The organism is Pseudomonas sp. MCal1, assembly GCF_026341415.1.
Classification (GTDB): Bacteria; Pseudomonadota; Gammaproteobacteria; order Pseudomonadales; family Pseudomonadaceae; genus Aquipseudomonas.
This window is the reverse complement of sequence record NZ_JAKUMP010000016.1, coordinates 116,596-129,075: the sequence shown is the minus strand read 5'-3', so window position 1 is coordinate 129,075 and position 12,480 is coordinate 116,596. Positions and strand designations below refer to the sequence as shown.

General features: G+C 62.2%; 8 protein-coding genes. 1 reads left to right on the top strand and 7 read right to left on the bottom strand.

The genetic code is table 11. From position 1 onward, the window contains the following. Nucleotides 1–144 precede the first annotated feature (144 nt). Complete coding sequence (locus MKZ87_RS24510) at nucleotides 145–7,170, top strand: NEL-type E3 ubiquitin ligase domain-containing protein (RefSeq protein WP_266202083.1); 7,026 nt, start codon at nucleotides 145–147, stop codon at nucleotides 7,168–7,170. A gap of 47 nt (nucleotides 7,171–7,217) precedes the next feature. Here MKZ87_RS24510 and ureC read toward each other — a convergent pair whose 3' ends face one another. From ureC to urtE, 7 genes are all read right to left on the bottom strand, one after another. Then, nucleotides 7,218–8,918, bottom strand: coding sequence for an urease subunit alpha (gene ureC, locus MKZ87_RS24505; protein ID WP_085701023.1), 1,701 nt, complete (start codon nucleotides 8,916–8,918; stop codon nucleotides 7,218–7,220). Nucleotides 8,919–9,059: 141 nt separating this feature from the next. Next, complete coding sequence (locus MKZ87_RS24500) at nucleotides 9,060–9,365, bottom strand: urease subunit beta (RefSeq protein ID WP_085701013.1); 306 nt, start codon at nucleotides 9,363–9,365, stop codon at nucleotides 9,060–9,062. Then, the gene (locus MKZ87_RS24495) at nucleotides 9,365–9,898 is read right to left on the bottom strand and encodes a GNAT family N-acetyltransferase (RefSeq protein ID WP_085685035.1); all 534 of its coding nucleotides are present in this window, start codon (nucleotides 9,896–9,898) and stop codon (nucleotides 9,365–9,367) included. The genes MKZ87_RS24500 and MKZ87_RS24495 overlap by 1 nt, the downstream gene beginning before the upstream one ends. A gap of 5 nt (nucleotides 9,899–9,903) precedes the next feature. Next, the gene (locus tag MKZ87_RS24490) at nucleotides 9,904–10,437 is read right to left on the bottom strand and encodes a GNAT family N-acetyltransferase (protein WP_085703430.1); all 534 of its coding nucleotides are present in this window, start codon (nucleotides 10,435–10,437) and stop codon (nucleotides 9,904–9,906) included. Between the two features lie 9 nt (nucleotides 10,438–10,446). Next, entirely contained in the window at nucleotides 10,447–10,749 is a 303-nt protein-coding gene (gene ureA, locus MKZ87_RS24485) for an urease subunit gamma (protein ID WP_039766748.1), read from the bottom strand. 33 nt (nucleotides 10,750–10,782) lie between these two features. Beyond that, nucleotides 10,783–11,622, bottom strand: coding sequence for an urease accessory protein UreD (locus MKZ87_RS24480; RefSeq protein WP_085701011.1), 840 nt, complete (start codon nucleotides 11,620–11,622; stop codon nucleotides 10,783–10,785). Nucleotides 11,623–11,665: 43 nt separating this feature from the next. Further along, a complete protein-coding gene (gene urtE / locus MKZ87_RS24475; RefSeq protein WP_085685026.1) occupies nucleotides 11,666–12,364 on the bottom strand; it encodes an urea ABC transporter ATP-binding subunit UrtE in 699 nt (232 codons plus the stop codon). Between the last annotated feature and the right edge of the window lie 116 nt (nucleotides 12,365–12,480).

Genomic DNA, 12,480 nt, shown 5'->3' with positions numbered 1-12,480 from the left:
GAATATTAGACCGTTTGCGCGGGAATGAAAGCGCCGCTCCAGCCTGAAACTTCCACTGACAAGCTGCCCCGTTGCGATATTTATGTACCGCAGCCACGGAGGTTGGTCATGGTCTGCTTTTGCTCCATTTGAAGGAGTGAAACCATGTCCGAAATCCCTGCCGCTTCATCTTCCCCGGACCCCGTTGCAGCGCCGAGCGCCTTTGTAACGCAAAGTCTGCACGCCGACCTGCTGCAGCGGTCCAGTCCCGGATGGCTGATCGATGCTTCGCAGCGCCAGCGTGAGGCGTTGAAGCATACTGATGTCGCCACACCGGACTGGTACAGGCACGCATCCCGCGATCAACGCAAAGCCGTGGGCGATGCCTTGACCGCCAGCCTCGCCGCTCAGGCACGGCTGGACAATGCCATGTCGGATTTTCAGGACATCGATCGCTTCGCAGCGCCCTTGCTGACCCAGGCCCTGAAGGACCGGTTCAACGTGACCCTCGACGTCAACAAGACCTGGCTGGTGCTGAACAAACCGGTGGAGGTGGGGATTTTCGCCATCGAAATCGATTCTTTCCAGGTCCTGAAACTGCCTTTGCTGCAAGCAGCGCTGCACAATTTCGAAGCCCGCGAATGTAAGGGCGGGGCCTTTCATCGAACTTCGGGATTTCGCATTGAAACCTCGAAACCGGGCACCCTGGAACCGTTAACCACCCGTTTGACAGTCGAGCAGTTCACCGGACTGTGCCGTTCGCTGGACATCGGAGCGAAGTATCAGGATTACCTTAAGGCGTTTCTGTACCCCAAGGATGCGGTGGCCAGGAATGTGCTGCGCGACAAGTTCATCGACGCCCACAAGACTGCTTTGCGGGCAGCGGCCGAAGTGGCGCTGCTCACGGGCGATATCGGGCGCGAAGACTACGCCTCGATTCGCTCGATCCTCAATGGCGAGCTTGCGCCGCGCCAGGGCAAGCGACAGATCTGGTTCTGCGATCTGGGCCTGATGGGGCGGCGCATGACCGGCTGTGTGTTGTTCGCGATCTGCGAGAAGTACCGCTACAGCGACGACTCGATCCTGTATATCCCGGGCGATCCTTATCACCCGCTCAAGCGTTACAAGGGCCAGGAAATCGAAGCGATGTTCAAGCAGCGCTTCACTGCGCGCGATGCCACGCAGGCTCATCCGGCGGACCCGAATGCGTATCAGCGGTTCTTCAGTCAGTTCGTGGCCTATGCCGACCGGTCTTACTATTTCAGTCAGTTCACCGATGACAAGCCAGGCCGAACGGCCTTACAAAGATTGACGCCCTACGCTCCACTGCTTAATGAGGCTTTCAAGGCCATCAACCCGATCAGCGGGACGTTTGTCGGCATCCGCGAGTTGCCGCCTGCGCCTGCCGTCGAGCAGGTCCCGAATCCTGATCCGTATCTGAATCCCGTGGACTTGTCGCGCAAGGGCCACGGGATCTGGGCGGACAATGTCGACCTGTGGGAATACCTGTTCGATCAGCATCGCGATCGACTGATCGCCGATGCCCGTAGCCACGCCGTAGCCACCGCGGATGTCGATGCCAGGGTGCGCTCGGAAAAACTCGCCGGGTTGCTCAATCTCGGAATGCTGGTGCTGACCGGTGTTTCGATGTTCGTGCCGGTGCTGGGGGAATTGATGATGGGGGTGATGGCCGGGCAACTGCTCGACGAAACCTTTGAAGGTGCCATCGAATGGAGTGAGGGCGATCGCAAGGCCGCGAAGGCGCATCTGATCGATGTCGCGCAGAACCTGGCATTGATCGCTCTGATGTCAGGTGGCGGTAAAGCGTTCGCCAGGCTGACGACTGCCAGGCCGGTGCCGGCCATCGAGAACCTGCATCAGGTGCAGATGCCCGATGGCACCACCCGCTTGTGGAAGCCTGACCTGAGCGCTTACGAGAGTCCGGTGAAACTGGACTCGCGCGCAGCGCCCAATGCGCTGGGGCAATACGAAGTCGGGCAGGACAAATACATTCAGCTTGACGGCAAGACGTATCGGCAGACTTATGACGAGTCGCTCAAAGCGTGGCGTATCAGCCATCCAAGTGATCCGCAGGCCTATCAGCCGCCGTTGGCGCACAACGGCGCCGGCGCCTGGCGACACACGCTTGAGCGCCCGCAGCGCTGGGATCGACTGAAACTGCTCAGGCGGATCGGCCACAGTACTGACGCCTTCGCCGACGAACAGTTGCTGATCCTTGGCGACGTGGCCGGTGTCAGCGATGAAGCCGTGCGCAAAATGCACCTGGACAACGCCTTGCCTCCCCCGGAGCTGGCGGACGCCATGAGACTTTTCCGCGCCGAACGGGATGCCGGACTGATCGTCGAACAGGTGGCCGGTACGCAACCCATCGACGAGCGATACCTGCAGGTTTTGCCCTTGCTGCCCGAGATGCCACGCTGGCCGTGGGGGCGGCAGTTGCAGGTCTACGAGTCTCCTGATTTGTCGGGTAGTGCGCTGCGTTACGGGACACGGCGCGGTGGCAGGGCGCCCATCCGGATCAGCCGGGCCGAGGTGCTGAGCGGTGGGTTGCCGGCGCGGATTCTGGCCTCACTGGATGAGGCCGAAGTGGTTGGATTACTCGGTGATGAGCCTGCACGGGTCGCCGCCGTGAGGCCGCTGGAACTGGCCCGGCAGATCGGCGATTTTGCCGACGCTCGCAAACCGGCGCTGCTCGAGAGCCTTTTACGGCCCGTCGATCCTGTTGCGCCACGGATCGCGAAATTGCAGCGAAGCCAGCCAGGCCTGACAGAGCGGGCCGCGCAGACTGTGTTGCATCAGGCGAATGCCGACGAACTCGCGCGGCTGGACAGTTCACCACGCGTTCCCCTGCATTTGCAGGAGCTCAGTCGCGAGTATGCCGGTGAAGGGCGCCTGACCCGGGCCATGGCCGGGCTGCACGGCGAAACCATGGCGTCGAACGATAGCGCCCGACTGGCGCTGCATGCATTGAGCAGACTACCTGGCTGGCCTGGCGATGTACGTCTGGAACTACGCGCAGGCGGTGTCGGCGGACCGCTGATCGATGCCATTGGCAGCGAGGCCGCGCCGCATCACAAATTCGTGGTCAGGAACGGTACGGCCTGGCAGGCCTTTGACGATCGTGCTGAAACACTCAACAGTATGCCCGCCAGAGGGGACAACTTTTACGCCTCGCTGATGCACGCGCTGCCCGATGAGGCTCGGCGCTCGATCGGATTGCCACAGGTGGGGCAAAGCAGGGAACTGCAACGCGCGATCATTGATTACGCACGCACTCATCGCACGGCGTGCGCGCAGGTGTTTCGACCCGCCGCCCGTTGGTTCAGGCCGCCTCGTCGCATGGCTTCCGGGCGGCTGGGGTATCCGGCCAGTGGTGAGAGCGCCGGGCTGGATCCGGTGTTGACCAGCCACGTCCAGGCGCTCTATCCCGGACTGAGTGACGCACAGGCCCGAGGTTTCATTCTCGAACAATGGCGCCTGGGCAAGACCGATCAACAGATCTTCCATCTGCTCAACAATCGCATGAGCGAATGGCGACAGCTTGAAACGACACTTGATCAATGGTCGATGTCACCGGACCTGCGCCAGCGAGAGTCCCGCGACGCAATCATGCACACGGCGCAAAGCATCAAGGATGGCTGGCGCAATGCACCGTTGGCGGGACACGATCCTGAAGCGGCGCGCCTCACCCTCATCAGTGATGCGCCATTGCCGCCACTGGCGGCAGATTTCGCCCACGTCCGCGAACTGACCCTGCGCGCGCCGGCGGTCGCCGAAACGCTCGCCGTGTTTCCCAATGTCGAGAGGCTGACACTGACCACGAGTACGGCGGAGTTCGAGAAGACGCTTGCGACGCTGAAGTCGCTGCGGCACATGACCCGTCTGAAACTTTCGACGCCGTTGACTGCGACTGTGGCGACGCGGCTTCGAGAGTTGAGCCGGCTTGAAGAGTTTGAGCTGCACTGTACCGGTGGCGGGATGAATCCAGTCGTACCGACGACCCTTGATGTCAGCGGCATGCGGCAGTTGCGCAGGCTCGAAGTCAACGCCCTGCAAATGGACCAATGGCCGCGCGGTGTGCTGGACCTGCCCCGGCTCGAGCGCTTGAACCTGCGCTCGACCGCCATCAACAGCCTGCCTGTGGACATCTATGAAGGGCACCAGCGCCTGTTGTCCGGTCTGTCTCTGGACTGGTCGAGGTTCACGCGACGAGTGTTCAAGCCGATCTACGAGTTTGTCCGCAGCCAACCCCGGCATCTGCTCGATCTGGACGAAATGGTTGCCGATTACTGTCGCGGCGAACTCAAGCGTTTCGTCCGCATGGAGTCCGGCCTGCTCGATGTCTTGAACAATGGTTTCAAAGCGCAATTTACCGATGCGATGAGCCGGTTTGCGGCCATCGAAACCCTGAGCGAGCAGTTCAACGAACTCAATCGGTTGCAGGAGTGGGTGGGGTCCGAGCCGACCGTGTTCAACGGCGGAACAGCACGCTCGGAAGTGGCTGAAGCGCTGATGAGCAGTTGGCGCAGCGGGTTGCTTCAGCGCTATGGCACACGCACTGAAAGCGTGTTTTACAACCTGTATGTCAGTTTTCCCAACGACGCCTCGGTGCTGGATATCGCCGGTTCGCCGATGGAGAGTCTGCCAACCTTATCTCCTGAAGGTTTCAACCATGTCCGCAACCTGTATCTGGCAGGGTTAAAGGCCCCGCTGGAGCAAATGCGCGGTTTTCTCCGTACTTTCCAGCACCTCGATACGCTGGATCTGAGCGATTGCAATCTGTCTGCGTTGCCGCTGGAGCCAGGTGATCTGCCGACGCTGGAAACCCTGAACCTGCATGACAATCCGTTGAGCAATATTGATGTGCGCGGCATGAACCGACTGAGGGCGCTCGACCTGAGCAAGACTGCCATTGATCAATGGCCGACCGGTGCCGAGACGCTGCCCGAGCTGACCTGGCTGGATCTCAGTGACAGCCGCCTGACGTCGTTACCGCAGGCGTTGCTGTCTCGTGATCAGCTGTTGCTCGACACCAGCCTGACCGACACTCCGCTGAGTCCGCAGGCGCGTGCCGATCTCGCTGCTGCCCGGTCGCGGATCGAGGACAGCCATGGCCTGGTCGCCGGCTCGCTGCAACGCTTTGCACTGGAAGAGCCGCGTCACCGGACACCGCCCATGGAAAGCGGCTCGGTGGTTGCTCGGCGCCTGTTGCCGCTGCCACCGTTGCCGACGGGCGAAGGTCCGGTAACGTGGGAAGCGCCTTTGCGGCGGCTGCGCCCGGATTACGACGCCGCCCGTGCGCAGACGTCCATTGAACAGATGCGGGACGCCGGCCTGGTCGATACACAGATCAGTGCCCGGATCGCGCAATGGGAGCAGTCATTCGAGTCGCTCACCCGGCGCCTGAACGACTGGCTGTTCACCCATGAAACCCGGGGCACGCACTGGGTCGTATCGTCGCGCAGCCGCCAGCTCGCCGCGCAGCGCATCATCAGGTGCTGGCGCGAAGGTTCGATTGACTGGAACGGCGTGGCAGATCACGAATTGAGCCTCGACGGTCTACAGGTGGGTAATCTGCCTGAGCTGGGCGAATCAATGCCTGCGGTGAGCAATCTGAATCTGTCCGGGGTCAAGCTCACCACAAGTGGTTCGAACGGTTTTCTCGGGGCATTTACGCAGCTGCGTCGGCTCAGTCTCAGCGGCAACCATCTGTTGGCAATTCCTGAACCTGTTGCGCAGATGCGCTTGCTGGAACGGCTTGAGTTGTCGTCCACGGGCCTGGCGCAATCCACACCCATGTATCCGATCCTTCAGGGGCTGGAGCAATTGCGCTGGCTGGATCTGAGCCATAACAGCCTGTACACGTTCGATGTCACTGGCCTCGGGCGGCTGGAACGGCTGGACCTGCGTGACAATCTGCTGGCTGCCTGGCCTGACGGTGTATTGCATTTGCCGAATCTGCAAGCGGTCGATCTGAGCAGCAACGAAATCGCGTCGATTCCTTCCGAGCTGTATGACGGCACTCATACCGCGCTGATCGCGAGCAGCAACCTGTCGGAGAATTACGAAATATCGCAGCAAAGCCTTGTCCGGTTGCGAGCGTACGCCGATACCCAGGGACGCCATGAGGTGCTGGGCATTACCTATGCCGACATCGACCGGATGATCGATGACATGGATAGCACCACTGAAAGCGACGGTGAGGGTGCGGGGCTCGAGAGCGAGCCGGAGCCGGATGAAGTTCTTTTGACGCCTGCTCAAGGCATCCTCGAACAACAGGCCGCTCCGTGGATGGAAAGCGTTGCCCAGGAGGATGTCGCGTCATATCGGATGATGTGGCAGCGATTGGCTGGCGAACCCGACAACGCTGCGTTCTTCCATCTGTTGTCGCGGATGCCGGATACCGAAGAGTTCCGGGTTTTTCGTGCCGACCTGACCCGGCGAGTATGGAAAATCGTCGAGACGATCGATGGCAGCCAGGAGCTGCGCGACACGGTATTTTCCATGGCGACCACTCACTCCACCTGTGTCGACGGGCGAACCCTGGCGTTCAGTGAAATCGAGGTCAAGGTGTTCGAGTACAACGCCTTGCGCCATTTGCAGCCCGGCCTTGCGGAAAAGGGACGCGCCTTGCTCGACTTGTCACGGCAGCTGTTCCGTCTGGGCGAGGTGGAAAAACTCGCCGCCCGCAGCATGGACCGTCATGCCGATCCGGCGGAGGTGCGTCTGCAGTATCGAATCGGCCTGACCTCGGGCTGGGAGGATGGATTGCAGCTCCCGGGTCAGCCCGGCCAGATGCGGTTCGCCCGGCCGATCAGGGGCGAAGAGCTGGCAGCCGCGCGTGCTGCGGTGGTGAAGGCCGAGAAAAGCGTGCGGTTCTATGAGGACCTGATCAGCCGCGAATACTGGGTGCAATACCTGAACGAGAAATATCCGGAGGCGTTCGCCGCGCTTGGCCGCCATGCCGATGAGCAACTCGAAAGCCTGGAAGGTGAACACGAAGACGTGAGCAGCACGGCCTATCGGGAGGCGGTGCAGATGCTTGAGGTCGAGCGCAGCATTGAGCGCAATACGAAACTGATCGAGTTGTCGCACCTTGAGACCGGCGAACCGATGCCCACCGCCACCGAGGGCACTTCGCAAGACCTGATGAACGCTTCCGCTCGATGATCACCACAGCCCTGGGCGTCGACTGTCTCGACGCCCAGGGCTTTGTCTCAGAACAGGAAGTAACGCTGCGCCATCGGCAGGGTTTCGGCCGGTTCACACCAGAGCAATACGCCGTCGGCCTTGACCTGATAGGTCTGTGGGTCGACGTCGATGTTGGGCAGGTAATCGTTGTGGATCAGGTCGGTTTTCTGCACGTCGCGACAACCTTTGACCACGGCGATTTTCTTCTTCAGGCCCAATGCATCGGGCAGTCCCGCCTCCTGCGCGGCCTGGCTGATGAAGGTCAGGCTGGTGGCGTGCAGCGAGCCGCCGTAGCTGGCGAACATCGGGCGGTAGTGCACCGGTTGCGGGGTTGGAATCGAGGCATTGGCGTCGCCCATCAGGCTCGCGGCGATGGCGCCGCCCTTGAGGATCAGCGTCGGTTTCACGCCGAAGAACGCCGGGCGCCAGAGCACCAGATCGGCCCATTTGCCGACTTCCACCGAACCCACTTCGTGGCTGATGCCGTGGGTGATCGCCGGGTTGATCGTGTACTTGGCGATGTAGCGCTTGGCGCGGAAGTTGTCGTTGCCTTCGCCGTCCTGCGCGAGCGGGCCGCGCTGTTTTTTCATCTTGTCGGCGGTCTGCCAGGTACGCGTGATGACTTCGCCGACGCGGCCCATGGCCTGGCTGTCGGAGCTGATCATCGAGAACGCGCCGAGGTCGTGGAGGATGTCTTCGGCGGCAATCGTTTCGCGGCGGATGCGGCTTTCGGCGAACGCCACGTCTTCGGCAATGCTCGGGTCGAGGTGGTGGCAGACCATCAGCATGTCGAGGTGTTCGTCGATGGTGTTGCGGGTGAACGGCCGGGTCGGGTTGGTCGAACTCGGCAGCACGTTGGCGAAACCGCAGGCCTTGATGATGTCCGGCGCATGGCCGCCGCCGGCACCTTCGGTGTGATAGGTGTGGATGGTGCGACCCTTGAACGCGCCGAGGGTGGTTTCGACGAAACCGGATTCGTTGAGGGTGTCGGTGTGGATCGCCACCTGCACGTCGTACTGGTCGGCGACGCTCAGGCAGTTGTCGATGCTCGCCGGGGTGGTGCCCCAGTCTTCGTGCAGCTTGAGGCCGATGGCGCCGGCCTTGACCTGTTCGATCAACGGCTCCGGCAGGCTGGCGTTGCCCTTGCCGGTGAGGCCGATGTTCATCGGGAACGCATCCGCTGCCTGGAGCATCCGCGCCAGGTGCCACGGGCCGGAAGTGCAGGTGGTGGCGTTGGTGCCGGTGGCCGGGCCGGTGCCGCCGCCGATCATGGTGGTGACGCCGCTCATCAGCGCTTCTTCGATCTGCTGCGGGCAGATGAAGTGGATGTGGGTGTCGATGCCGCCGGCGGTGAGGATCATGCCTTCGCCGGCGATCACTTCGCTGCTGGCGCCGATGGCGATGGTCACGCCGGGCTGCACGTCCGGGTTGCCGGCCTTGCCGATCGCGGCGATGCGCCCGTCCTTGAGGCCGACGTCGGCCTTGACGATGCCCCAGTGGTCGATGATCAACGCGTTGGTGATGACGGTGTCGACCACTTCGGCCGCCAGCAACTGGCTCTGGCCCTGGCCATCGCGGATCACTTTGCCGCCGCCGAATTTCACTTCTTCGCCGTAGGTGGTGAAGTCCTGCTCGACCTCGATCCACAGCTCGGTGTCGGCCAGGCGCACCTTGTCGCCGACGGTGGGGCCGAACATGTCGGCGTAGGCTTGTCTCGAGATTTTCATGCGCATGCCTTGAGATTCAATTGTTTTTGAGACTGTTCGCTTCGCTCACAGATTCGCGAGCAAGCTCGCTCCCACAGAGGGAATGCGATCACCTGTGGGAGCGAGCTTGCTCGCGAAGGGGCCTGCGCAAACGGTATAAATTCAGAGGTCACCCATGACCCGCCCGGCAAACCCGAACACTCGGCGATGCCCGGCGTATTCCACCAGTTCCACCTCGCGGCTTTGTCCCGGCTCGAAGCGCACGGCGGTGCCCGCCGGGATGTTCAGGCGCATGCCACGGCTGGCGGCGCGGTCGAAGGTCAGGGCGTCGTTGGTTTCGAAAAAATGGTAGTGCGAACCGACCTGGATCGGCCGGTCGCCGCTGTTCGCCACTTTCAGGCTGACCGTGCGACGACCGACGTTGAGTTCGATGTCGCCGGGCTGGATCCGGTATTCGCCGGGAATCATCAGTTCGCTCCTTGCAGGACTTTGTAATAGAGGGCCGTCGGGCGATAGGTGCCGTTCGGGTCGCAGGCGTAATCGGGGATTTCCCCGGCGCGGGTGTAACCCAGGGCCTTGTAGAAATCTTCGGCGGGGGAGCCGGCCTCGGTGTCGAGGTAAAGCATGCCGCGCTTGTACTGGCGGGCCGTCAGTTCCAGCGCTTGCATCAACTGCTGGCCGAGGCCGCGCCGCCGGGCGTGTTCGCGCACCAACAGCTTCTGCACCTCGGCACGGTTCAGGCCGTTGGCCTTCTGGCACAGGCTCAACTGGACGCTGGCCTGCACTTGTTCATCCTTGACCACCACCCACAGCAAGACGTTGCCTTTGTTCAGGTTGTCCTGCACGTCGTCGAAATAGGCGCGGGCCTGAGCGGCATCGAGGTCGGCCATGAAGCCGACGCTGGCGCCATAACCAACGGCGTCGAGCAGCAGGTCGATCAGGCCCTGACGATAGTGCGCAAAACTTTCCGCATTGACGCGTCGCAGTTGGGCGGGGTTCATCGTTATCACTCCTTGTTGGCGGGCGGTGGCTCCGCGCCAGGATTGAGGGTCAGTTGCATGAAGGTCAGGTCGAGCCAACGGCCGAACTTGGTGCCGACTTGCGGCATCTGCCCGGTGGTGATGAAACCGGCGCGTTCGTGCAGGCGGATCGACGCGGCGTTGCCGCTCTCGATGGCGGCGACCATGATGTGTTTGCCGCAGGTTTTCGCGCGTGCGATCAGCGCGGTCATCAGTTGCGGGCCGAGGCCGTTGCCACGCTGGTCGCTGCGCACGTAGACCGAGTGCTCGACCGTGTGGCGGAAACCGTCGAATGGCCGCCAGTCACCGAACGAAGCGTAGCCGAGGGTGGCGTTGTCGGCGTCGACGATCACCAGGATCGGATAACCCTGGGCCTGACGCGCGCTGAACCATGCCTGACGGTTGCCGAGGTCGACGGCGGATTCATTCCAGATCGCCGTGGTGTTGAGCACGGCGTCGTTGTAGATGTCGCGGATCGCCGGCAGGTCGGCGTGCAGTGCATCGCGGATGGTGTAAGTCATGGCGCGGCCTCAGACGATCGGTTGGTGGACGGTGACCAGTTTGGTGCCGTCGGGAAACGTCGCTTCGACCTGGATCTCCGGGATCATTTCCGGGATGCCTTCCATCACTTGATCGCGGGTCAGCAGGGTCGTGCCGTAATGCATCAGTTCGGCCACGGTCTGGCCGTCACGGGCGCCTTCAAGCAGCGCCGCCGAGATATAGGCCATGGCTTCCGGGTAGTTGAGCTTCACGCCACGGGCCAGTCGCCGCTCGGCAACGAGGCCGGCGGTGAAGATCAGCAGCTTGTCTTTTTCGCGTGGGGTCAGGTCCATCGTTTGAAATCCATTGTCGGCAGTTGAAGAAAATCAGGTATTCCAGATTCGGGGAGGCAAGGCTTCGCGGCCAAGCAACGCAGGCCTGAGCAATCGCCACAGATCGATCAGCCACGCTCGCGCCAGCAACGCTTCGCTGGCCAGGCAACGGGCGACCAAAAGACCGGGCAACTGCGTCAGATCCCCGCGCACGTCGTGGCCCAGCGAGCGGCAGCGCTCCAGCAGTTCGGCATCGATCTCGCCGGTCACCAGCAACGTCGCGAACACCGGATTGCCATCCAGCCCGATCGGCGAATCAAGCAAACCGTCGGCGCCGACGATGCGCTGGCGTTCGTGCCAAAGCAGTCGGCCATCGCGGCGAATATCCAGATGCGCCTGAAAATGCCCAAGATCGAAACGCTCGCCACTGGCCGGACGACCCAGCGCTATCACGTCCCAGTAGAACAGGCGCGCATCGCCTTCAAGATCGATCGAGGTCGCAAGTTCCGCCTGGGCGGCGCTGTAGACGATGGTTTCCTGGGGCAGCCATTCCAGTGTCGCGCCATCAGCAATATGCAGCTTCAGCGACTGATAGGCGGGGCCTGCCGCGCGATACCACTTGGCCGCGCCGGGGCTGGTGATCTGCGCCCAGGCGCCTTGTTCGACGCGGGCGCTGATGTCGAGCCGGTCACCGCCGGCAATCCCGCCCGGCGGGTGGACGACGATGTGCTGGCAGACCTCGGGCCCTTCGGCGTACAGATGCTTTTGCACCCGCAACGGGCCTAAGTGCCGGCGTCGGGTCGGCCGCGTGCAATCGCCGAAGCGGGCATAGGCCAGCTCCAGCTCGGCGTGCCAGCTCGGGGTAAACAGGGCAGTCGCAACAGGTAAGTTCATGTTTTCTGATTATCGTTAGGACGCTACAGATTAGACCGTAACCTCAAATAGTCACCAGCCCGCGTACACCTTCGGCTTCCATATTCTCGCCCCGGCCCTGCTGCACGATCTCGCCCCGGGACATCACCAGGTACTGATCGGCCAGTTCGGCGGCGAAATCGTAGAACTGCTCCACCAGCAGAATCGCCATGTCGCCACGGGCCGCGAGCTTCTTGATCACCGCGCCGATTTCCTTGATCACCGACGGCTGAATGCCCTCGGTTGGCTCGTCGAGGATCAGCAACCGTGGACGGCTGGCCAGCGCGCGGCCGATCGCGAGCTGCTGTTGCTGACCGCCGGACAGGTCGCCACCGCGCCGCTGTTTCATTTGCAGCAGCACCGGGAACAGCTCGTAGATGAACGCCGGAACCTCTTTGGCTTCGCTGCCGGGAAAGCGCGACAGGCCCATCAGCAGGTTCTCTTCCACGGTCAGCCGGCCGAAGATTTCCCGGCCCTGGGGCACGTAGGCGATACCGGCGTGCACCCGTTGATGCGGCTTGTACGTGGTGATCGGTTGGCCTTCCCAGTTCACCGCGCCTTCCTTGGCCGGCAGCAGGCCCATCAGGCATTTGAGCAACGTGGTCTTGCCCACGCCGTTGCGCCCGAGCAGGCAGGTCACTTCGCCGACCTTCACGTCAAAGCTCAGGCCGCGCAGGATGTGGCTACCGCCGTAGTACTGGTGCAGCTTGTCGACTTGCAGCATGTTCAAATTCTCCCCGGTGATCGTTCCCACGCTCTGCGTGGGAATGCATCTCGTGACGCTCCGCGTCACATAACGGCGGACGCGGAGCGTCCATGGCGGCGTTCCCACGCAGAGCG